The sequence below is a fragment of the Clostridium sp. Marseille-Q5894 genome (assembly GCF_946902305.1).
GTDB lineage: Bacteria > Bacillota_I > Bacilli_A > Erysipelotrichales > Coprobacillaceae > Thomasclavelia.
In genome coordinates this window covers 53,018-78,068 of record NZ_CAMPPT010000010.1, presented here as the reverse complement: position 1 = coordinate 78,068, position 25,051 = coordinate 53,018, and the positions used below count along the sequence as shown (strand labels likewise).

The 25,051-nt window shown below is 28.2% G+C and carries 23 protein-coding genes; 1 reads left to right on the top strand and 22 read right to left on the bottom strand.

Annotated features, from left to right (window positions below; genetic code table 11):
* From OC535_RS13450 to OC535_RS13345, 22 genes are all read right to left on the bottom strand, one after another.
* A partial coding sequence (locus OC535_RS13450; protein ID WP_498824051.1) for an adenylyltransferase/cytidyltransferase family protein occupies positions 1 to 115 on the bottom strand: 115 nt, incomplete at its 3' end.
* Positions 116 to 133: 18 nt separating this feature from the next.
* Complete coding sequence (locus OC535_RS13445; protein ID WP_227053689.1) at positions 134 to 988, bottom strand: LicD family protein; 855 nt, start codon at positions 986 to 988, stop codon at positions 134 to 136.
* Entirely contained in the window at positions 978 to 2,576 is a 1,599-nt protein-coding gene (locus OC535_RS13440; protein WP_227053690.1) for a phospho-sugar mutase, read from the bottom strand. The genes OC535_RS13445 and OC535_RS13440 overlap by 11 nt, the downstream gene beginning before the upstream one ends.
* On the bottom strand, positions 2,576 to 3,622 hold the full coding sequence (locus OC535_RS13435; protein WP_227053691.1) for a mannose-1-phosphate guanylyltransferase: 1,047 nt from the start codon (positions 3,620 to 3,622) through the stop codon (positions 2,576 to 2,578). Before OC535_RS13435 ends, OC535_RS13440 begins: the two co-directional genes overlap by 1 nt.
* 145 nt (positions 3,623 to 3,767) lie before the next feature.
* Positions 3,768 to 5,204, bottom strand: coding sequence for a flippase (locus OC535_RS13430; RefSeq protein WP_227053692.1), 1,437 nt, complete (start codon positions 5,202 to 5,204; stop codon positions 3,768 to 3,770).
* The gene (locus OC535_RS13425) at positions 5,197 to 6,465 is read right to left on the bottom strand and encodes a glycosyltransferase family 4 protein (RefSeq protein ID WP_227053693.1); all 1,269 of its coding nucleotides are present in this window, start codon (positions 6,463 to 6,465) and stop codon (positions 5,197 to 5,199) included. The genes OC535_RS13430 and OC535_RS13425 overlap by 8 nt, the downstream gene beginning before the upstream one ends.
* 20 nt (positions 6,466 to 6,485) lie before the next feature.
* Complete coding sequence (locus tag OC535_RS13420) at positions 6,486 to 7,829, bottom strand: O-antigen polymerase (protein ID WP_498824050.1); 1,344 nt, start codon at positions 7,827 to 7,829, stop codon at positions 6,486 to 6,488.
* Between the two features lie 209 nt (positions 7,830 to 8,038).
* Positions 8,039 to 9,151, bottom strand: coding sequence for a glycosyltransferase family 4 protein (locus OC535_RS13415; protein WP_227053695.1), 1,113 nt, complete (start codon positions 9,149 to 9,151; stop codon positions 8,039 to 8,041).
* Between the two features lie 6 nt (positions 9,152 to 9,157).
* Positions 9,158 to 10,324 (bottom strand): glycosyltransferase, encoded by a 1,167-nt coding sequence (locus OC535_RS13410; RefSeq protein WP_227053696.1) that lies wholly within the window; start codon positions 10,322 to 10,324, stop codon positions 9,158 to 9,160.
* A complete protein-coding gene (locus OC535_RS13405) occupies positions 10,324 to 11,367 on the bottom strand; it encodes a polysaccharide biosynthesis protein (protein ID WP_498824045.1) in 1,044 nt (347 codons plus the stop codon). The genes OC535_RS13410 and OC535_RS13405 overlap by 1 nt, the downstream gene beginning before the upstream one ends.
* On the bottom strand, positions 11,364 to 12,563 hold the full coding sequence (locus tag OC535_RS13400) for a glycosyltransferase family 4 protein (RefSeq protein WP_227053810.1): 1,200 nt from the start codon (positions 12,561 to 12,563) through the stop codon (positions 11,364 to 11,366). Before OC535_RS13400 ends, OC535_RS13405 begins: the two co-directional genes overlap by 4 nt.
* Complete coding sequence (locus OC535_RS13395) at positions 12,560 to 13,174, bottom strand: sugar transferase (protein ID WP_498824044.1); 615 nt, start codon at positions 13,172 to 13,174, stop codon at positions 12,560 to 12,562. The genes OC535_RS13400 and OC535_RS13395 overlap by 4 nt, the downstream gene beginning before the upstream one ends.
* Positions 13,175 to 13,176: 2 nt before the next feature.
* On the bottom strand, positions 13,177 to 13,752 hold the full coding sequence (locus OC535_RS13390; protein ID WP_498824049.1) for an acetyltransferase: 576 nt from the start codon (positions 13,750 to 13,752) through the stop codon (positions 13,177 to 13,179).
* 19 nt (positions 13,753 to 13,771) lie between these two features.
* On the bottom strand, positions 13,772 to 14,296 hold the full coding sequence (locus OC535_RS13385) for a hypothetical protein (protein ID WP_498824043.1): 525 nt from the start codon (positions 14,294 to 14,296) through the stop codon (positions 13,772 to 13,774).
* A 378-nt stretch (positions 14,297 to 14,674) separates the two neighbouring features.
* The gene (locus tag OC535_RS13380; RefSeq protein ID WP_498824042.1) at positions 14,675 to 15,436 is read right to left on the bottom strand and encodes a MurR/RpiR family transcriptional regulator; all 762 of its coding nucleotides are present in this window, start codon (positions 15,434 to 15,436) and stop codon (positions 14,675 to 14,677) included.
* Positions 15,437 to 16,198, bottom strand: coding sequence for a MurR/RpiR family transcriptional regulator (locus tag OC535_RS13375; protein WP_024721105.1), 762 nt, complete (start codon positions 16,196 to 16,198; stop codon positions 15,437 to 15,439).
* 673 nt (positions 16,199 to 16,871) lie between these two features.
* Positions 16,872 to 17,657, bottom strand: coding sequence for an ABC transporter ATP-binding protein (locus OC535_RS13370; RefSeq protein ID WP_024721104.1), 786 nt, complete (start codon positions 17,655 to 17,657; stop codon positions 16,872 to 16,874).
* Positions 17,651 to 18,529, bottom strand: a complete 879-nt coding sequence (locus OC535_RS13365; RefSeq protein WP_024721103.1) for an ABC transporter permease — start codon at positions 18,527 to 18,529, stop codon at positions 17,651 to 17,653. The genes OC535_RS13370 and OC535_RS13365 overlap by 7 nt, the downstream gene beginning before the upstream one ends.
* A 10-nt stretch (positions 18,530 to 18,539) precedes the next feature.
* Complete coding sequence (locus OC535_RS13360; protein ID WP_227053686.1) at positions 18,540 to 19,523, bottom strand: ABC transporter substrate-binding protein; 984 nt, start codon at positions 19,521 to 19,523, stop codon at positions 18,540 to 18,542.
* A gap of 398 nt (positions 19,524 to 19,921) precedes the next feature.
* Positions 19,922 to 21,958, bottom strand: coding sequence for a transglutaminase-like domain-containing protein (locus OC535_RS13355; protein WP_498824041.1), 2,037 nt, complete (start codon positions 21,956 to 21,958; stop codon positions 19,922 to 19,924).
* On the bottom strand, positions 21,955 to 22,863 hold the full coding sequence (locus tag OC535_RS13350) for a DUF58 domain-containing protein (protein WP_227053684.1): 909 nt from the start codon (positions 22,861 to 22,863) through the stop codon (positions 21,955 to 21,957). The genes OC535_RS13355 and OC535_RS13350 overlap by 4 nt, the downstream gene beginning before the upstream one ends.
* A gap of 2 nt (positions 22,864 to 22,865) precedes the next feature.
* The gene (locus OC535_RS13345; RefSeq protein WP_498824040.1) at positions 22,866 to 23,798 is read right to left on the bottom strand and encodes an AAA family ATPase; all 933 of its coding nucleotides are present in this window, start codon (positions 23,796 to 23,798) and stop codon (positions 22,866 to 22,868) included.
* A 298-nt stretch (positions 23,799 to 24,096) separates the two neighbouring features.
* Here OC535_RS13345 and OC535_RS13340 point away from each other — a divergent pair, with 298 nt between their 5' ends.
* Positions 24,097 to 25,044 carry a magnesium transporter CorA family protein gene (locus OC535_RS13340; protein WP_024721099.1) on the top strand — a complete coding sequence of 316 codons (948 nt, stop codon included), beginning with the start codon at positions 24,097 to 24,099 and terminating at the stop codon, positions 25,042 to 25,044.
* The last annotated feature ends 7 nt before the right edge of the window (positions 25,045 to 25,051 follow it).

Here is a 25,051-nt window from a genome sequence, read left to right as displayed (position 1 = left end):
CATCTGAACTTACTGCCACAATCAAATAATCTCCCAACGCTTTAGCTCGTTTAATAAGATTCAAATGTCCAACATGAAATAAATCAAATGTTCCATATGTAATAACTTTTTTCACTAATTTCACCACTTTTTATCAATATTTTTTACTTCCACCAAAATAAACTTTATAAGGTTTATGCCCCACCCTATCAGATTCTTTTGGCAATTCCATATAATCACCATAATGAGTTTTTAAATATACATCCCAATTTTTGGGAATTGGAAAATAATCATTTTCAAATCTACGCATTTCCAGTGGATATAAATCTTCTTTTTTAATAAATTCAGTTTTATATTCAGGAAAATTTAAACAACAATATGAATTATAATTACTATTATTATATTTTGTTGCTACAGCATATAATCTGTTTTTCAAAAAACTAAGCGGGATTAACTTTACAAATATATGAGCCAATTTTCTAACACATGATTTGAATTTTTGAATACAATTACTGGGCTTTATAGCAATATCAGGAATTTGGCGTAACGAAAACACTCTAATCAATGATTGAAATTTTTTAAACATCTTTTTATATTCAACATCATCATCTGGCACAATATCAAACGGAAACACATCAATATAAATACCATGATGTATATTTATATTCCTATTACAATATTCCATAAATATAGTATTATTAATTCTAATTTTAGTATAAAAATATGGAATATTGTCTCCACTATCTGGAGTTTGCAGCTCGTATTTATCTGTTAGATTAGATGGTGCTAATCGTAAAAACTTTTCGTAATTTTCTCTTGTCATTCCAATATCAATATCATCATCCCATGGAATAAATCCACTATGTCGTATTGAACCCAATGCTGTTCCACCAATAAGAAAATACTCAATATTTTCTTTTTCACAAATTTTTTTAACATCTAATAAAAGTTCATATTCTAATCGTTGAATTGTTTTTAATTCACAGTCACTATATATATCATCGCTCATAGTCAACCCTCATATTTTTATAATATTTTATTTTTGGCTCATTTCCTGATGGTCTCACAACTATCCAAGAACCATCTTCTAAAAAAAATTTTATAACATTTGATTTAGGTAATGTTAAAGGTGATTCACCATTTTGATCGTATCTTAATGATAATTTATAATCTTCCTTTGCAATAACCTTTTTGCCTTCAATCTCATGAATATCATTATATCGAAAACTATTAATAATCTCCTCCATTTTTCTTGCTCCTTCAATTCCAGGCAAAGTCTCATTTTCCTGAATATCTAGAATATAACCATTTTCATCATAAATATCATTTAAAACATCCATTAAAGTCTTACCTTTGCTTTTATAATAATTGCATGCTTCACATGCTAAAATTGTACCTTGTATTGCATCTTTATCTCTTGTAAAGTCTTTAACCATATAGCCATTGCTTTCTTCATAACCAAATAAAAATTCTTTTTTTCCATAATATTCTCTAATCTTATCGCCAATAAACTTGAAACCAGTTAATGTTGATTCCATTTCAACTCCATATTTTTTACAAACCATACTTCCTAAATCACTTGTGACAATTGTATTAAAGACTATACCGTTATCTGGTAATGTTCCCTTTGCTTTTTTAGTTGATAAAAGATATTCTAACAATATTGCTCCTATTTGATTTCCTGTTAAATATTCATAAGTTTTCTTATGTCTAACCATTATTCCCAAACGATCACAATCTGGGTCAGTTGCAACTATTAAATCTGCAGCTTCTTTTTCGGCTAATTTTATTGCTATATTAAATGCGTCTTTATTTTCTGGATTTAGTGACCTAACATTACTAAAATTTGGATCAGGATTGCATTGTTCTTCAACAGCATTATAATTATAGCCTAATTTTTCTAACATTACTTTTATAGGAATATTTCCTGTTCCATGTAATGGGGTATATACAACTTTTATGTTTTTATTTAACTCAGGTCTTTCCTGTACTGTTTCTAAAACTTTATAATAAGCATTATCAACATTTTCTCCAATATATTTTATTAAACTGTCATTAGGATTTATCTTAATAGATAATAAGTCATCAACACTTTCAATATATTTTGCGATTTTATTAGTATCCCTTAAAACACATTGGCAACCATACTTATCATATATTTTATACCCATTATATTCAGGTGGGTTATGACTTGCTGTAATTACAATTCCACCAAAAGCTTTTAAATAACGTACTGCAAAGGATAATTCTGGCGTTGGTCTTAACGTATCGAATAGATACACCATTATGCCATGAGAAGATAATACCTTTGCCGCCTCTAAAGCGAATTTATCAGAGTTATGCCTATTATCATATGCAATAACAACAGCTTTCCCATTTTGATCATTAACATATCTTGCATAACCCTCTGTATTTTTTCTAATTGTATATATATTCAATTTATTTGGCCCTGGATTCATAATAGCTCTAATTCCTCCAGTTCCAAAAGACAGCTCCTTATAAAAACATTCCTCAATCTCTTTATTATCTAAAGATAATAGCTCTTCCTTCATAATTCCTTGTTCGAGCCACCTATTAAATTCTTTCATGTAATCCATTACTTATTATCCCTCAATTCATATACTTTAGATATGCTTTCCTTTTTACCAACTACAATCTTATCATCCGCTTCTATAACAAATAATTCATTTATATCCAATAATATAATTTCTTTTTTTGTACTATAAGCAATATTATTTTTTGAATTAAAATTATTTACTTTACCTTTAAAAATATTGTTATTTTCATCTTTTTTTATATATCTTTCAAGTGCCTTCCATGATCCAATATCATCCCATCCAAAATCACCTGGTATAACAAAAATATGTTTTGATTTTTCCATAATCGCATAATCTATTGATATAGATTCACATAAAGAATATTTTTTTTCTAACACCTCCATATAATTTTCATCTTCAATGGCCGGTAGAGTAGAAAGTATTTGATACATTTGATTAGATAATCTTTTAAACTCTTCAATCATAAATTTGCAGTTAAAAACGAACATGCCGGCATTCCATAAATATGTACCTTTATCAAGATATTCTTTAGCTATATTTAAATTTGGTTTTTCTACAAAACAACGTACCTTTTTTATTTGATAATTATCAATTTTTTCGATATTATCAGAAAAATTGATATACCCATAACCTGTTTCCGGTCTATTTGGCTCTATTCCAATAGTCACTATTGATTCAAAGGTATCATCTACAAACTTATTAGCTACTGACAAAATTTTTAAAAATTCTTTTTTATTATTTATTTTATGGTCACTTGGGAGTACAACAACATTGGCATCCATATAAATTTGTTTGATATACAATAGGCTTAATAAAATGCATGGTGCTGTATTTTTTCCTGTTGGTTCAATTATAATATTTTTTTCTGGTAAATTAGGTAATTGTTCTTTAATAATACCAATATATTGTACTCCTGTACAAACGAATATATGATCTATATTTATTAAATCTTCTAACCTTTCTATCGTTGCTTGAAGCATTGTTTTATCATCAATTAAATTCAAAAATTGTTTTGGTTTATTTTCAGTAGATATCGGCCAAAATCTTGTGCCCTTTCCTCCAGCCATTATTAATGCAGTTAACATATATACCTCCATTTCTATCAACTTTTTCAATTAAATATCAACACATATAAAAATTCTTCTTTTTTTATCTAAATAATTCTAGTAATAAATAAATTCTATAATCTACTTTAATTAGTAATTATTTTATTAATAGCATCTTTTATTATTATTTCTTTTTATTAAATGCTATAAAATTTAATAATTGTTTAAAACTCTTATCTTGTGTTATAATTATCAGAATAAAGTAAATAACAACACCTGTTACAATTTGAATAATTGTAGTAACAGGTGTTGCTAACATATTTTTACTTATAAAATAAACTATTATTCCCATAACAATAGAAAATAATAAATAATTCTTTGATTCATATAAAATTGAACTAATTTTTATTTGTTTATTCAAATAATAATATTGTATAATCGTTAATATTAAACTTGAAATAACTGTTGAAATTGCTGCACCTACAAACGAATACAATGATATAAAAATCGTATTCAAAACAATATTCAATAATGCGGCCAAACTATATGATTTTACTAAAATATTTATTTGATTAGTCGCTGTAAAATATTGTGTGCCGGAAATACCAATTAATGAATTTGTAATAATAATAGGTGCTAAGATGTACATTATACTTATACATGCTGAAAAACTATTTCCCAAATACCATGGTATGAATTTATCAGCTATAGAAATAATACCAATCATCAAAGGACATGCTAAGAACATTGTAAATTTAGCTGTACTAATCAACAATTGCTCTATTTTTTTCTTATTCCCATTTTTAAATTCGTTTGCAATTCTAGGCATAACAACTGTATTCAATACTGTTATAATAGTAAGTGGTATTGTAATTATTTTCTCAGCTTGATCATAATATGAAAGATTAGATGCATCCTTAGTAATCCATTCAATCATTATTTTTCCTATTTGTAAGTATATTAATGATGCAACTTGAGGAAGAAACAATATAAGAGATCCTTTCATATGGGTATGAATTCTTTTTAAACTAATATGCATTTTAGGTTTTGATACATATTTTTTTATTTGAAAATACACAGATAAATTAGCAATTAAAGCTGAGATAGACAAAAGAAGTACATACATGTATAAATCAGAAGAATTTTTAATAAATAAAAAAATCCCAACTACACTAGCTAACTTGGCAAAAAAGTTTTTTGTAACTGCAGGTTTCATATCCTCCATTCCTACAAATAACCACGAACAATCAATAAAATTCGCTAAAATAAAAGGATAATATAATATGTAATAGTTAAAATATCTACTCAAGTATCCCCAAATAAAATATATAATTGTACCAAAAATCCCTAAAAACAATCTAGAAATCATTATTTCCCAAAAATTCTTATTTATGTTTACTTCATTATCGCGAAAATATGCAATTTGTCTATTCCCATACGTATAAATGCCTAACAAACTCACTGTAGAAATAATTGTTGTGGTAGAATTTATATAACTATAAACTCCTAATTTAGCCGGTCCTAAAGTTCTTGCTAAATAAGGAGCAGTAATAATCGGAACAATAATTACAAAAATTTGATAAATCAAATTATAAATATAATTTTTCACTAATTTATTCATTGCTATTACCTTTTTTTTCTATCATTTTTCTCACTGCAATACATATTTCTTTTTCATATTTTTCCCATGTATAAAGTTCAGCAGTTTTTATTGCATTTCTACTCATTTCAGGTAATTTTTCTTTATTTTCAATAAACCAATTTATCTTATTGATTAATTCTTTAGTATCACCAGCTTCTATTACAAAACCATTATATCCATCTTTTATTATATCTGTCCCACAGCAATTTTTACTAACTATTACTGGTAACCCAGCAGAAAGTGCCTCGAGTACTACCAAACCGAATCCTTCTCCCATTGATGGGAAAATAAATATACTACTTTTAGAAAATAAATCTTGTAACAATTCAAATGGCACTCTACCATAAAAATTAACATATTTATCATACGGTTTATATAAATCTTGGTGATATTCTGCACCTGTTCCAACGATATGATAAACAATATCTTTACTAGCAATAACTTTAGCACTATCCAGAATTTGACGAATACCTTTTCGCTGATTAACTTCACCTACAAATAATAAATTAAGTTTATCATAATCCTTTTTACTAGACATAAAATCATTTCTATTTACACCATAAGGTATTCTAAATATAGATTGGTTTTTAAATCCGTTATACCTTACTGACTCAGCAGAAAATGATGATGCAACAATATGATAGTGTGCTTTTTTTGATTCAATTCCGTATTTATCAGCAACACTCTTATTTAAAAGATATCCGCAAGCTTCAAATGTTTTTCGAAATTCACCTGCAGACTCCATTTTTTCTTGATAAACTTTATACAAAAAATTCCTATTCGGATGAGCATCGTCTATAATTCTAATTATATTAGGTGCATATTTTATTAAATAATCAAACATGTAATTTGAATTTGTATCATATGAAATTATCGCATCAACATTATTTTTTATTGCGTATTTTGCTACCTTAATTTGAAAACTTTTTGAAATATAGTTATTTAATCTATTAGTAAAATATCTCTTTCTATCTATTCTTTGTATAAGAAGTAATATTACACCTAAAAATTCTTTAAACTGTGTAACATCACTGTCTTGTAAATCAATACATCTTCTTTTTTTTGCTCGATTAAGGCTATCTCCTTTTAGAAAAAATGAAACAATATGTGTCCAATTTAATTTATCCTTATAATAAACCGTTGTTAAATATTGGAATAATAAATTTTCTTTTTTCAATGCACTTGCTACCCTAAACGAATGTTGTCGGCCAGGATGTGCAACTAATACCTTATACTGCATTAACTAAACCCCCTTCGTATTTATCTAATTTTCAAATAAAATCTAATTATATAAACTGGTAATAATGAGAAAATAATATACCAAAAATTACTAGGAGTATAACCCCTTATTAATAATTGTAAATTAGTACCAAGCAAAATTGAAAACTCAATAATATCTATACCTGATATATTATAATTCATTATCTTCTTTTTAACCTTTTTCATCCATATTGCATAAATTGCCATAAAAAAACATATTCCTATAAAACCAAAAGAGTAATAATACTCTCCTAATCCAGGATATGCTTGTCCAGTATTTGCAAGATTATTTCCTATTATCTTATCTAAACCAACCCCAAAACTACTTGGCTTATTTGACCAAATAGCTCTTGGTATAACCATCGAAAGTGTTCCAAAAAGAATCTGTTCAAAAAATATATATGAATATTTACTAGGAATATTCCCAATAAGACCATAATAATTCCTATATATTCTAAAATTACCCCAAAACGCATCATCTAAAGATTCAATTATACTATCTAAGTTAATAATATTAAAATTTATTCCCGAACCTGCTCTAATGTCACTTCTAAACATTGTCATTACAATAATAGGAACTAATAGTAAACATAAAAATAAAGCTATTGTCCGTAATTTAGGTCTTTTATTTCTTTTTATATAATAATATGCAAAAAAAGTTATTGCGATTTGTATTATAAAAAATCTAAAGCCTCTTACCACTTGTAAAATTACCATAGGTACAAATAATATTAACTTAATTATCTTTTTATTCCCAAATTCCCAATATAAAAGAGTTGCAGCAGGTAAACAATAAGAAAACATAGATATATATCCAATCGAGGATTCTGTTGTATTAATTATATTTGATTTACCTAACATTCCTAATGTTAATAAATATGTTAGATCATATCCACCTTTTTGTATCATATAATATACATTACAGACTAAGCTAAAGAAATATATCAAAAGTATCAACCATATTATATTTTTTTCATAAAAATATTCATGATTTTTTTTAATAAAACGAAAATGTAAAAAATTAATTCTATAAAAAATAAAAAAAATTACATATCCAATAAATGCTATAATGGTGGATTTCAACCCATAGTCAAATAAATTATATCCGTACCAATAATAATTTTTTGTTACAATATCATATATAGGTGTAATAAAAAACATAAATAAATATATTAATGAAATAATAGTTATCGGCTCAAAAATATCTAATTTGCCTTTTATATATACGCTATTTAATAACATAAGAATTAACATCAAACATATCGACAATGTAATATAATTATTTTTATATAGAACATCAGCATTTAATGGATATACTATTATTAAGATTATTGTAGATAACACCAATATTAAAAAACTAGTAATATATCGTTTTGATACTTTAACCACATTTCCCCTCCTTTATATTAATTTATTTTAATATGACTAAAAAATTTAATAATATATAATCTATTTATCATTAATTTGTTTGTTATAAATCAAGTTGTGACATTCTGTCTCTATTTCACTACATCTTCGTTGCATAAACACAAATATATAATCAGATTTTATTTTCATACACACTCCTCTTTTAGTGTATTAAAAATTTCAAAATGACGATATGCCATAGTTTCAATCGTATTTTTTTTTATTATTTTTAATAAATTTAAACGAAATTTGTTATATTCGTCAAAATCCATAATAAGCAATCGATTAGTCAAATCATATAATTTTTCTTTATTTTCAACTTCTACTAAAAAACCTGTTTTATTATTTTTTATTAACTCTAATCCTGCTATACATTTATTAGTAGTTATGACCGGTAATCCTTGTGCCATTGCCTCATTAATTACTAATCCCCAAATATCTTCTCTAGTCGGCAAAACAAACAAATCTGATAATTGATACCATTTTTTTATCACTTCTTTATTCTGAAAATCAATAAAATGAAGATTATTCATTTTATATTTTTTCTTTAGCTCAAGATATTCTTCAGTTGGTTTTCCACCAATAATATATATACCAATATTGCAATTTAAATCTTTATATGCTTCAATCATCCAGTCAAATCCTTTTCTAGGTATAAACTGACCTATTGATAAAATAACTTTATCGTACGGTATTTTAAATTCTTTTTTCAACTTTCCTTTTATTTCTTTAGAAATAGGTTCACTGAGAATTTCAGATTGTCTTACACTAGTAAATGGAAAATTATATATTTTTTTCTCATCAGCTCCATAATAAATAAAGTATTTTTTTGTTTCTTTTCCTGAACTTAACCAATATTTTGCTGAAGATATAAAAAAAGTTTTAATATATTTATTTATTTTTCCTTCGTCTTTGTTAATAAAACCTCCATCAGCATTCAATATATATGAAATTTTATGAATTTTCATATATATACTAGCTATCATTGCTGTTGGAGAACTATATCCCCCTAAAATGATAATATCATAATCTTTTTTTAAATACTTAATAACCTCAAAAGATATAGATGCTTCATTCCCAATATTTTTTGATTTAAGAAAAATTCCGTTAAAATCAAAATTATTGTCATACCACTTATCATCTCTATCATTAGCTGTTTCTCTTTCAAATAACACTGTTAAATAACAATATTTATTTAATTCATTAAAAAAATCAACACGATACGGTGACGCCAAATTAGTAATATATAATACCTTCATAATTAATTATTCCCTTATAATTCCTAAATACTTATCTATCATAATTTCCATATCAATTCCTCTGAAATCATTATTTTTAATATCACTCTTTATTTTCATAAAACACTCATCAATAGATTTATTAAATATAATTTCTGATTCAGTTGCAAACGCACTTTCAGGACTTCCACCTGTATCAAAAGTAACAACTGGTGTTCCACACGCTATTGCTTCTAAATTTGTTGTTGGATAATTATCTTCTAATGTTGGATTAAAATATACTTCTGCAGCACTATACCATTGAACTAACTCTTGAACATTTTCTGTTCTATTAATTCCGATAATATTTTTTGGTAAAGATCTGACCTGTTTATCATTCAATCCAATCAAAACAATTTGATACTCACTATCTAAATGTTTTGATAACTCAATAAAAGTATCTAATCCTTTTCTTTTATCCCATACAGATGCAACTCCAAGAATTACTTTTCTATCCTTTATTCCATATCTTTCTTTAATATCTGATTCTGTATATTTAAATATCTCAGTATCTACTCCATTATTTATTACTGTTATTTGATAGTTATTTAAATATGATTTTTTTACCTCACCTTTCAGCCATTTGCTTGGTGTAACTAAAATCATATTATCAATATCATTAAATAATTCTTTTTTTCTCAAATAATTCTTATTGATTCTTGAAAATATTGTTTTCGGATACTCATTTTTATTTAAACAATGCCCTTGACATCCGGCTTTCCATTTATCACATTTTGCATAGGTATAATATGCACAATGTCCTGTAAAAGCCCAGCAATCATGCAGTGTCCATATTTTCTTTATTTCTGGATGTTCTTTCAGATATTTGAATAGAATCTCAATATTTACATAATATCCATGGATATTATGTAAATGAATGATATCCGGTTTAAACTTTTCAATTTCTTTTATAAACTTTTTTGTTGAATGTTTACTGCCAAAACCTGAAGCATCAAACACTCTTGCTTTTAATACATGTAAATATGTATCCAGCTGATTACCTATTTTTATTGTATCGAATCCTTCAGGTGCCTTTCCTCTTCCATATGCGATACAACATTCATGTCCTGCTTCTTTTGCTGCTTTATATAAGTTTTTACATATCGTTCCTGTTGAACCATTACAGACTGAATTTATAAATAATATCCTTGACATTACTTATTCTCCCAATCAGCTAATTCTTCTCTTACCAACTTTACTTCTAATAATTTATTCTTTACTTCTTCTACGTCCATTAATTCTGTATTGTGTGAATTAAACTGCTGTAATTTTGTCTTAGGCAGTCCTTCAAAGAAGTATTTATCATAGTTTAAATCTCTTTTATCTGCCGGTACCCGATAAAAATTGCCCATATCTATGGCATTAGCACATTCTTCATCTGTTAGTAATGTCTCATACATCTTTTCTCCATGTCTGATTCCGATTACTTTGATTTCATTATCTGCTTTGAATAATTCCTTCACTGCTTTTGCCAGTACTTCGATCGTACACGCTGGTGCTTTCTGTACAAAGATATCGCCGCTTTCTCCATTTTCAAATGCAAATAACACTAAATCTACTGCTTCTTCCAATGTCATTACAAATCTTGTCATACTTGGTTCTGTTACTGTCAAATCATTTCCCTCTTTTATCTGGTTAATAAAAAGAGGTACTACACTACCTCTTGATGCTAATACATTTCCATATCTTGTACACATAATACTTGTTTTCTTAGGGTCTACTGTCCTGCTTTTAGCTACGATCACTTTTTCCATCATCGCCTTGCTTGTTCCCATAGCATTTACAGGATAGGCTGCTTTATCGGTACTTAAACAAACGACTCTTTTAACATTGCATTCTATTGCTGCAGTTAAGACATTTTCTGTCCCCAGAACATTAGTTTTAACTGCTTCGATAGGAAAGAATTCACAGCTTGGTACCTGTTTTAAAGCAGCAGCATGATAGACATAATCAACACCATACATAGCATTTTTGATAGAATTTATATCTCTGACATCCCCGATATAAAACTTAAGCTTATGAAAAACATCAGGATATTTCGCCTGATATTCATGTCTCATATTATCCTGTTTTAATTCATCTCTAGAAAAGACTCTGATTTCTTTGATATCAGTTTCTAGAAATCTATTTAATACTGCATTACCGAAGGAACCAGTTCCTCCAGTAATTAATAATGTTTTATCTTTAAATTGACTCATCCTAGCTCCTCCAATTTTTTTAATATCTGATCAACATATTTATTAATAGTAAAATTATTCAAGAAATAGTTACGGCTATTTCCTGCTAATGTACTGATCAAATCATCATCTGCATCAGCCATTTTTATGATGATATCTGCCAGTTCTTTATCATTACCGGCATTACAAACCATCCCAGTATTAGATCTATTGATAATATCCGCTGATGTTCCATCAATCGAACCAATAATACCTCTGCCAACAGCCATATAGGTCTGTAATTTAGATGGAATAGTTTTACCAATATTACTGTCTTTTTCTAAAGACAGTAAAAATAAAGATGTATCATTATAATATGGTATAAGTTCTTCAACTCTTTTTCTGCCTACAAAATCAAACACAGCACCAAGTTCTTTTTCTTCTATCTGTCGTTTAAATTCTATTTCATACGAACCGCTGCCAATTATCGTAAACTTTAGTCGGGAATAATAACTGTCAGGAACTTTAGCTACTGCCCTGACCAAACAATCAAAATCCTGAGCTTTTCCTATATTTCCCGCAAAAGTTATATTTAATTTATCCTGTTTTTGATACGGATTGACCTGTAAAAAAAGATCTTCTCCATGCTGCGGAATACAGTTTAATCTGCTCATCTCCACCTTATTGACTTCATTTAAATATTCAATGAAAGCAGGTGATGTAACACTAATAAAATCACACTGTTTATAAAGTTTACTGCAAATCATTTTCAAAACTTTAAACACTGGATTTGTTTCTTTTAAATGCAGAACCTTTAATGATTCCGGCCATAAGTCTAAACAATAGACATACACTTTTTTTCTATATCTTTTTTTATAATATAGTGCTGGAATCAGCATAAAAACTGGTGATAACTGATATACAAACACAGCATCAAATTCTTTATCGAGTTTCTTTATCTCTTTTTTAGCGTATCCAGGATAGCTAAGGTAATTTCTTATCAGGGATAAAGGATTATGACCTCTTAATGGAATATGAGTTCTTATAACATTTACTCCATTGACTGTTTCATTCATTTTATCCAGATTATCATATCCAGGAAATAAATCACCATCAGGATAATTTGGTCTTCCAGTGATTACTGTTACTTCATTACCTCTTTTAACCAGTTCCTCACAAATTTCATGGATTTTAAACGGTTCAGGATAGTAATACTGTGAAATCACTAATATCTTCATCGTTTACTTTCTCCATTCATCGATCCTGTTCCTCCTTCTACTACTCCATCACTTTTTAATACTGATGCTATCGTTCCAAAGAAACATTTTAGATCAAATAAAAAAGAGATACGTTCTACGTATTCTCCATCTAATCTCGCTTTTACCGGTATCTCCAGTTCATCTCTACCGTTTATCTGTGCCCAGCCTGTTAGTCCCGGTCTTACTTCATTGGCATGATATTTATCTCTTTCTTCTATCAGATCATCCTGATTCCATAACGCCGGTCTTGGTCCGATCACTGACATCTCTCCTTTTAGGATATTGATGATCTGTGGCAGTTCATCCAGTGATGTCTTTCTTAAAAACTTTCCTGCTTTCGTTATAAACTGATCTGGATCTTTTAACATATGTGTCGGCATATCTTTAGGTGTATCTATGTACATCGTTCTAAACTTCAAAATATTGAAATATGTTTTATTGATCCCTATCCTTTTCTGTTTAAACAATACCGGTCCTTTACTGTCAAGTTTTATCCAGAGACACAGAATAATAAAAACAGGACTTAAGATGATAAGTCCCCCTAAAGCTAAAATAAAATCAATGACTCTTTTGATTCCTTTTCGATACATCCCTATACCCCCATTTCAAAACAGTATTCATCATCATTGCCTACTGTCATCCCATCATCGATATTACTGTTTGCTTTTATCTTAGTACCAAAAGTAACAGTACAGTTACTTCCGATACGTGAATAAGAACCAATCAGCGTATTAGGTCTGATCACAGTATTGGAATAAACAAGGACATGATCTTCGATAATGGCATCATGATTTACAGTAGTATTAGCTGTAATGACACAGCCATTACCAACAATCGCATTTGCTTCAATGACCGCATTAGGAAAAACAACCGTTCCTTTACCAATGAAAGCATAATTAGAGATGATACTGTTTTTTGAAAGCAGTGAAACTAAATCATATCCGATCATCTCTGCCTTATCAATCAACTGTTTTCTAAGTTTGTTATTGCCAACAGCAATAAAGATATCTTTATATTCAGGATAAAACAGTTTCATATCATCAACAGAACCAATGACTTTAGAGTCATTGATCATTTTATTGTTAAGATTATCATCAAGGAAGGCGATGTGATCATAAGTTTCTCTAGCGATATCTAAACAGCATCTGCCATGACCACCTGCTCCTATAATTAATAATTTTTCTATCTTAATCTCCCCTTATCTTATTTTTTATTTCTAAACCAAGACATATATCATAGTCGCTAAAAGAAAATTTATATTTTAAAAAAGCTAATCGTTTATGACGATCAACTTTTCTAATCATATTCTCTAATCCTTTTAGTGGCCCCTCTTTTACAATAATATCGTCTTTGTAAATATCACCAATTGAATGAGCTATTATCATTGAATCATTTTCAAACTTCTTAATAAAAGATATATCATTTTCATTCAATCTTTTTAACTTCACACATCGATGATTATTAAGTTCAAAAAATCTTTTACATTTTTTTAACCTATCTTTAAATAAATCAATATCTTTTATTTCAAAAAAAATTATTCCCTTAAGAATATCAACTACACATATCTTCCATTCCAAACCAAATTTCCGAGCCTGATTTCTTTTCAAAATAAAACACCTACATATCGATTCATTAAAAATATCGGATTTAAAAATATCTAATATCTCTTCCTCTCTTTCTCTATTTACTTCTAAAACATAAAAGTTTTGCATAATTTCCTCCAAAAGACAATAAAACCCCAGTGCAACTATGTAATATTTTTAGTTACACTCAGGGTCTTATAATCATTTTAATTCCATAACATGCGCTAGTCAGTGATTACTTCATTAAAAATATTGTCATAAAGTTTAGTAATATAATCCAAGAATAGGTTATTCTTGGACTTTTTGCTTAAACTTTAATTGAATTATAAGGGAATATGTCGCTTTTTGCAATCTAATATTTGTATTTTAACAATTAATTTCACTGAAATTTAATAAATAATACAATAACATTAAAAAATTGTCATAAAAATAATCCAAGAATAACCTATTCTTGGACTTTTCACACTAAATCATTAAATATTCTTAATTTTTTTATAATCTAAACGATTAAAAACAACTATTTTCATGATAAAAATTATGATAATAACTGTTTTTAATCATATAATATGTAGCTAATAAACTAAAATTAACCAATTCACTATCATTCAAACCTGGTAACTGAAGATATAAAGATAAATCATTAATATCACAACATAAATTTTGTGAAATTAAGATAGCTTTACATTTACTACTAAAAATTTTATTAAGTAAATTTTGATTATGCGTAAAAATACGCCCCGTAATCGAAACAATAATAACTAATTCATCATCTATAAATGATACATCATCACGAAATAAAAGACATTGATGGAAAAAAACTAATTTATCCATCATAATTAAATCTTCTTGAAAATTTTGTGCTAAAGCTAAAGGATATGTTGCTCCTACAAGTCTAACTTGTTTAGCTTCATAAATAAGTTTTGCTGCCTGATAGACCTGTTCTTGAAATTCTTCTTTAGCATCTATATTTAAATAATCTAATAATTTTTGTTCATCCATAATTTCAAAACGATGTTCCATTTGCTTCATTCTAATTTGATAAAAATATTTAACTTGGCTTTTTAAATCTTGATATGATTGAAAACCAATCTGACGACAAAACTTATTAATAGTCGCCGGAGAAGTTAAACAGTCACTTGCTACTTTAGAAATAGAAATTTTATCTAACTTTTTATAGTTAATAATAAAATATCGTGCAATATTATATGTTGCATCTTCAATAAGAGCATTATTTATGATCAATAGCCACATACTAATTAAAGAATTCATCTAATCACCTCGATTTATTTGAATTATTATTTTATTAATTATCTCTAAAATAATTTCTTGATATAAAAAATTATATCTTGTTTGCACTAAAGATAGGCAGACCGTTTTATCATAACTAGAAGCTCCCATACTACCGATAAATAATCGCTTAGCCTGATGGGTAAATAGATTTTTGGGAACCGTTGGCTTTAACATCGCCATTTCTTTAAAACTAAAGTAACTATATTGCACTGATACAATAATCAGTAAATCATCAGCTGTTAAATTATCAAGACATTTTTCTTGTTTTTGTAATGACCATAAATTAGGAATATACAAATTATTTACATAATGGGATAAAGATAAAAATAATGAACAATAAAAGATATCTCCATATAAAACGATAGACTTACTTGATGTTATCATTTTGACAATATCAGCAAGTTGTTTATTAGTTATAAAGCGAAAACATTCCTGAAAATACTTATCTTTGATTTCTTGATAATTTTTTAAATTTATAGTCTTATTATAATACAATTTTTGAAAAATCTCGTTTGCTTCAATACTTAATTCATTTCTCAATGATAAATAGCCATCAAAACCTACATCTTGGCAAAATCGTGTAATCGTTGATTTGGAGACAGCAATATCTTTGATAATCTTCTTTAATGATATTTGATCAATTTTGTTTAAGTTTTTTATTAAATAATTCGCTATAATATAGTCTATTTCATCATAAGCTGAGTTATTTCTTAATTGATACAACTTTCCAATTATATACATTAAAAACTTCCCCTTTATCTGTTATAAAACCATTATAGCATAACTTTATCATGATTAAATTATATGAATTAAAAATATTTTTTCTAAAAAAAATCTAGGAATATTTCCTAAATCAAATGACAATTCTTTCTATCTCTTTTAACAGTTCGCTATTATAATTTTATTTTCTGTATCTTCCATCATTAAAATTATATAAGATCAATTCATCTATAATTTTCCGTTTTTCAAGTCCTTTAACTTTATCATCTAATAATACTAAAAATAAAATATTGTTTAAACAAACTCATATTATAAATTCAACATATAAAAAGTCGTAGATCTTAAATTTTAAGTGTTTGGAACAGGGAAATCTACGACAATGATATATTACCATATTTTTATTCATTTAAAAATAGAAAAATTAATAATTTTTCTAACTTTTCGTAACTATTCATCAATAAGAAAATCACTATGTGATTAACTCAAATAATTTTAGCTCATATTTGTGATTAAAAAGTATTTTTATAATGTATGAAAACAGTTTGTGATAAACTGCAAAGGTCAAAATCAAAAATGAAAGTGCCTTAGAAACTTTAAAAAGTTTTCATTAAAGCACTTTTTCATAACACTTATTTTTTATATAAATTATCAATAGATAATAACATCTTTTAAAAAACCAAAAATATTTCCTAAATTATTTTAATAATACTCGATCAGTATACTCATTAGAAGAAGTTGAATAAAGATGAATCAAGCCCTCTACTGTCATTTCCTCTCTTTCTTTTCCTTCAATCAAAGCAATAATTCGTCCATCTTTCATAATCATTGTTTTATTGCCATACTTTAAAGCATCCTCCATATTATGAGTAATCATTAAAGTAGTAATCTTATGTTCATCTACTATCTTTTTTGATAATTCTAACACTTTATGCGCTGTTTTAGGATCCAATGCGGCAGTATGTTCATCCAATAAAAGCAAATTAGGAGTTACTAATGTTGCCATTAATAAAGTAAGTGCCTGTCTTTGTCCCCCTGACAATAAACCTACTTTAGTATCCAGACGTTTTTCTAAACCTAGATCCAACTCTTTTAACGCTTCTTTAAACTTCTCACGGTGACGATGCGACATTAAGCTTAGACTAAAATGTTTACCACGCTGATTAGATAAATGTAAATTTTCTTCAATCGTCATATTTGGTGCTGTTCCTTTTAATGGATCTTGAAACAATCTTCCGATTACTCGAGAACGTTTATATTCAGGTTCAAAAGTTATATCTTGGTCATTTAATAAAATTGTTCCACTTTTAGTTTCTACAGCTCCTGAGATTGCTTGAAATAATGTCGATTTTCCAGCCCCATTGCTGCCAATAATAGTTACAAAATCACCAGAATTCAATGTTAGATCAACATTAGCAAGAGCTACTTTTTCATTAACAGTACCTTCATTAAAAATAACAGATAGGTTTTTAAGTTCTAACATGATTTTCTTCTCCTCTTCTTACTTTTAAAAGCTCCATTTGTTGAAGCAATAGCAATGATAACAAGCAATGCTGACAATAATTTTAAATATCCTGATGGTAACCCTAACTGTAAAGCTACCGTTAAAACAGCACGATAGAAAATAGCCCCAAAAACAACTGCAACTAATTGGAAAATAATCTTTTCCTTTTTAATAAACGTCATTCCTACAATAATACTAGCAAGACCGATAACCATCATTCCAATCCCACTATTTACATCGGCAAAACTTTGATGCTGAGCAAAAATCGCACCACTCATAGCTACAAAACCATTTGCGATAGCTAATCCCAATACTTTCATTTTATCAGTATCAATCGAACTTGCTCTAACCATATCTTCATTATCACCACAAGCACGTAAAGATAAGCCTAACTGCGTTCTTAAAAATAAATCTAATATTATTACTATCAAAACCACAATAATATAAATAACGATGAGTTTCCCATATGCTGTAATTTCATTTAAACCACTAAAAATAGTTGTTTTATCAAATAAAGAAATCGTTGGTGTGTCATTCATGATTGCAAGATTGATCGAATATAATCCTGTCATTGTTAAAATCCCTGATAATAAAGGCATTATTTTTAACTTTGTGATCAATAATCCCGTTACCATTCCTGCAACAGCACCAATTAAAAATGAAGCTAGGATTCCAAGATATGGCATCGCATTAATTGTGAACATCGCACTTACTGCAGTTCCTAAAGTAAAACTTCCATCAACTGTCAAATCAGGTATATTCAATACTTTATAACTAATATACAACCCCAGGGAAAGAACAGCAAAAATCCCTCCTAATTCTAACGCCCCTAAAATAACCGTCTGACTCATATAATTTCCTCTACATTTCTACATATGCTTTATCATTTTTAATACTATCAGGTAAAGTGATACCTAACTCATCTAATACTTTTTTATTTACATAAATACTTAAATCTTCTTTAAATACTTTAACCGGTATATTTTCTACTTTCTCACCCTTTAAGATCTTATCAACCATATTAGCAGTTTCTTTACCTAAATCATCATAATTGATTCCTACACTTAAAAAACCACCGTCTTGAACCATTGAATCAGCACCAACATATAAAGGTACTTTAGCTTTAGTACAAGCAGTTGATACCATATCCATAGCACTAGCTACCATATTATCATTTGGTGCAAAAATAGCATCACTTTTACTTGCTAGAACATCAATTGCACTTTGCACTTCATTAACTGCTGTAATTGTCCCTTCCACTATAGAAATATTATTTTTCTCACAAAAAGCTTTAGCTTTTTCAATATTAGTAACTGAATTAACTTCACCCTTATTATAAATTACTCCTAATGTCTTCAAATCAGGATCAACTTCTAAAGCCTTTTCTAAAATCTGTTCAACTTGAATCTCATCACTTGTTCCGGTAATATTCTTATCAGGTTTTTCAAGCGAAGAAGTTAGTCCCGCAGAAATCGGATCTGTCACTGCTGCAAAGACAACTGGAGTATCTTTAGCCATAACTGCTGCTGACATTGCAACTGGTGTTGCTATTGCTACTACACAATCTTTCTTTTCTGATTGAAAACCTTGAATGATCGATGGTGCTGTATTGGCATCACCTTGCGCATTCTTAAATGTATAATTAATATTTTCTCCTTGTTTATATCCTAATTCCTCCATTTGTTTATCAAAAGCTTTTTTGATCGTATCCAATGATGTATGTTCTACATATTGAATAATCGCTACTTCTTTTATCTCTTCATTGTTTTTATTACCGCATCCTGTCAATGCCCCTAATGTTAAAGCTGATACAGCCATTAATTTAAATAATTTACTTACTTTCATTTTTCTTGTCCCCTTTTCTTTAATTTTTTATTTCATCTTAATTGCACCTACACCATCGTTTATCTAGCTTCATACTTGTCCCCCTTTAAACAAAAAACATCTGTCCTAAAAGGACAGATGTTATAATTAATCTGCTTTGCCACCTTATGGTTAAAATAAATGCTATCACATTTTAGCTTGATAACGTAAGCTAACCGTCAAAAGATACTCAAAATTACTTTTTCCCCTTTGCCTTCATGGGTCCATTTACCAAAGCCGCATCTCTATCTAGCTTCCACCGTCCTAGACTCTCTACAAGCGCGCTCAATGTTTTATCTCCCAATCAATAGTTTATATATGTATTAAATGTATCATACCCTAAATAATTTGTCAATCACATTCTTTTTGCAGTCACTAAACTATAAATAAGCTAAAATAAATTTAATATATACTTTCTTAAAAATATTTGCTTTTTTATATATTATTTTAAGCTGCTTAAAATAATAATTTGCAACAAATTCTAATTCCTCATCTGTAATTTCATGAGGTGAAAAACGAGCTTTATCGCCAATTTTCTTAATTCCAGAAAGATCACCATTTAGATTACTTAAATAATGACAATAAAAACATACTAATTGATTATTATTTTTTGCATCTTTAAACCTTCTTTTTTTTCTAATTACTGCCTGCAAAACAATTACAACTAATCCAGCTATAAATAATCCTAAAAAATATACATAAAACGGTATCACTATTGTTGATTCAGTTTCTGTACTAATTTCCTCTTGAGTTTGATTAGGTAAAATTGGTGTAGTCTGATTATTATTTTGATTATTATCAGTAATAGGAGATGTTTCATCGTCTTGACTTATTACTCCTGCGCCAATTGCTTCAATAGGAATCCAGCCTAAATAATCATCAAAAATTTCAACCCAGGCATGTTCGTTACGATCTCTGATAATCAACTTACCATCAGCATCTTTGCTGCCATCAGCTTGATATCCTAAAACAAATCGCGCAGCTATCCCATTTCTTCTTAACATTAAAGCTAATGCTGAAGCATAATGAACGCAATATCCTTGTTTGTGTACATTTAAAAAGTAATCTAAATAATTTACACCACTAGGCAAATCACCTGGTTTAAGAGTATATGTAGTTTGATTTGCTAAAGCATTTTTACATTGGTCAATCAAATTATAGACATCACCATTATAAACAATATTATTTTCTAATAGAAACTGGTCAATAATCTTAGCATCCTCATCAGAAACAGCTGTTAAAATATCTTTATTTTGATAACGATAAGTCTGCATATTTTTTATATCTTCCAGAGTTCCATTTCTAGCAGCTATCTCTTGAAGTTTTTCTTTTTTTACACTAGCATCAACACTTGATAATAATTCATTAAAATCATTATTTGGGACGATCATTTCATATGTTTCTGGATTTTCACCCATAAAATAATTATTATAATAAGTTAAATTATCGTTTGAAAAATAATATGGTGCATAATTACGATATGTATAACCACTTAATTGTTTGATTCTAATATTTTGAATCGATACTTTAGTTACTTTATTAATTATATCCAAATTCCGATAAACCCAGTCAATATAAGTTCGCTCATCATCAACAATGCTCCATTTACCATTATCGTACTGATCGTAACCAATTCCGCGGATTTTAAAATTCGTTAACTCACTAGCTCCCTCAACAACAAAATCTATTGAATTACGATAATATCGATTTCCTTGTTCTTTTATATCATATTCTTTTTTAAAACTTCCCCCTGCTGTAGTTAGTGGTGTTTTAGCATTATTAAATAAATTTATTGGTGAAACCTGATATGTATGCGGTGAAAAAACTAAATATGTAAAAGTCATCGAAAATAAACAAAGTCCAATTACAGCTATTTTTATCTTATTTCCTTTTTGTAATCCATTAATGAATAAAACTAAAAAATATAGTAAAAAACTGCCAATATAATACCATGGTGGAGTAATTGTAAATAATAATTCAATAAACACTCCTGGCAATAGAGCGAATATCGCTAAAAAGTGTTTGTTTTTATCAATCGCTATTAAAGCTAAAATATACATAGGAATAAACAATAACAAAAACGCACAAATACAAGCAAAAGGGTCATCAAAATAATTTACCATGCTTTGATAACTTAGCTGATAAACCGATACTTCCCGATACTTATGCACGACAACAGAAACTAAATATGAAAAACAAGTTATTGTTTTAGGAAGAATCAATAACCCACCTTCAAAAATCAATCCACCCACTATGAATTTATTTTTATTTTTTATATTCATATAACCAAAATAAATAAACAAACCTACCATAATACAAAAAACAAAAATCAAGTGGGGACTAGTATTAAAATTAAACGAATAAATTAATGATCCAGTTGAACCAATAATTCCCAAGATATAAATCAATAGTTTCATCGTCGATCACCCTCTATTCTTTTAATCCCATGATAATCAATAACAAATTCATAATTACGTTTCATCATAGCCAAATCATAATCTTTATGCCATAACAAATATTCAAATTTTTCTTCATACTCCTGATAACTTGTAATCTCTTTATTTGAAAGAATAAAATCAAGTTTTTTACTCAACATATATTTACAAAAACCCTCAAGATAACTAAAAACTAAATCATTATGACTATCATCATTATCAAATATACAATATATATTAACGATTTCACTGACCGCCAAGGCATTTTCTTTAACTAAGAGGGCATCATATTTAGCACTTAGCTTCCAATGAATATTTTTCAACAAATCCCCTTCTTGATATTTATGAATATCATATATTTCTGTAGGATCATTACCTTTTTGATTAACCGTATATGCTTCTTGTTCATATTTTGGTAAAAATCTTTGATATATTTCAAAATCAAAATCTGTCTCTTTAGGATAGATCGTTATCGGTATTTGATAATTACAGCGTTTTTTTAAACAAAATAAATTTAAACTATCATACTGATAATATTCCTTGATTATCAAATTTCTACCACCACAATGCTTAAATATCAAATCAAGATCCTCATTACTACCTCTTAAAAAATATTTTTTATTATCAATCTTAAACTTGATCGCCCCTAAACCAAGATTATCACGCTTTACAAATATTTTAACTTGTTCATTTTGTCTAACGATTCCCTTATTCACTTTAAATTCTAATTTTATAAATTTCCAAGCTAATAATAAATAAATTACGGAAATAATCGGTAAGAGTAAAACAACTAATAAAAAGTAATAAGAAAAATAACCTATAAAAGTGAAATAGAAAAATACACCAAATCCAATCAACAATAAATAAATTAAACGATATCGAAACATAATCACTTATAAGTAACTGGCGAAATCCGTATCATGATTTCTTCCATTATAATCTGAAAAGCCTTACGATTTTTTTTCATGCCAGGAATAAAAAAGATTCGGTGATTAAGTACTTCATATAAATTCTCATTAATGTCTTCAACAATAACATAATCACGACCATACAAATAAGCGGTCGCCTGAGCTGCTTTTAATAAAGCAATCGAAGCTCGTGGTGAAGCTCCCTGCTCAATTTTTTCATGTTCACGCGTCTGTTGGACTATTTGAACGATGTATCGAACCAAACTTTCCTCAACATAAACATCTTTTATTTCTTCTTGCATTAAAATTAATTCTTCTGGTGTTAAAACAGCATTAATTTTATCAAGGGGATTACCATTTTTCTTACGGTTTAAAATTTCAATCTCGCTTACTTCGTCAGGATAACCTATTGATAAACGCATCATAAAACGATCCAGTTGTGAGTCCGGCAGCATTTGCGTCCCAGCACTTCCAAAAGGATTTTGTGTCGCAATAACAACAAAAGGTTTATTAACAGGATATGTATTACCATCAACACTGATCATCCCCTCTTCCATAACCTGCAATAAAGCTGATTGTGTTTTACTAGATGTACGATTAATTTCATCAGCTAAAAATGTATTTGTAAAAAGTGGTCCTTTTTTAAAACTCATCTCTTTTTTATCAAAATCAAAAGTTGAATAGCCTAGTAGATCACTTGGCAATACATCTGAGGTCAACTGCACCCGCTGATAGTTTAAGGATAAAGCTTTGGTAAAAGCTACCGCTAAATTTGTTTTACCGACCCCAGGGATATCTTCCAATAAAATATGTCCTTGAGCTAGAATAGCTACTACCATTCTTTTAATAACTTCGTCTTTTCCTAAAACTGCCTTTTTAACCTCTTTAATTAAAAGTTCTAATTTATCATTCATAGAGCAACTCCTTTATTATTATCAAAATATTATTAGATATTTTTATTTTATCATAAAGTCGTGTAGTTTCTGTGTAATATTTCTTAATTTGCATTAATTTTTTTCAATTAAAATAAATAACAAAAATATTTACCAAAAATTTAATTATTTTTTAGAAAACTATTTTAATCTATGGTATAATATGGAAGTTGAAAGAAGGTGTTATTATGTCCCCTGAGCCCGAGCAGGTGTATATCAAACAATTAAATAAAAAAATACAGGAGACATAATTAATTAGTCTCCTGGGATGGAGGCTAAGATGTTAGAATATTACAAAACATATGGAACAGTAACAAAAAAAATCGATGCTCCCGAGTTAGGATGTTGGATCAATGTTGTTGCTCCTAGTGAAGAAGAAAAAAATTTTTTAACAGAGAAAATTGGTATTTTACCAGAATTTGTTAAATCATCATTGGACCCTGAAGAAAGTTCGCATATTGATTACGATGAAGATTACAACCAAAGATTAGTCATCATCGATTATCCTAGTGCTGACGAAAATGCTGAAGGTTATGATAAAAATATGCTTCAATATACCACATTACCTTTAGGTATTATTATTATGAAGGGTCATATTGTAACAATATCTTTATATGAAAATCTAAATATTGATGATATGGCGCAAGGAAAAGTTAAGGGTATCAATACTCATTTAAAAACAAGATTTTTATTACTATTGTTACTTAGAATTTCTCAGCGTTATTTGATATATTTACGTCAAATCGATCGAATTTCATCACGTACAGAACAAAGTTTGCATAAGTCTATGCAAAATAAAGAATTGATTCAAATGTTAGGATTAGAGAAATCACTAGTTTATTTTTCTACTTCTTTAAAAACTGATGAAATCACTTTAAATAAAATTATGCGTGGTAAAATCATTAAATTATACGATGAAGATCAAGATTTATTAGAAGATGTGTTAATCGAAATTAAGCAGGCAATAGAGATGTGTAACATCTACTCTAATATTCTTTCAGGAACTATGGATGCGTTTGCTTCCGTTATTTCCAACAATTTAAATATTGTTATGAAAGTATTAACGGTTATTACGATCGTAATGTCAATTCCAAACATCATTTTTAGTTTTTATGGAATGAATGTTACTGGTTTGCCTATTGCTCACTGGTGGTTTCCAACTTTAATCGCCGTTATTGCTTGTATTATTGCAACAATTATATTTATGAAAAAAGATATGTTTCATTAAAAGAATC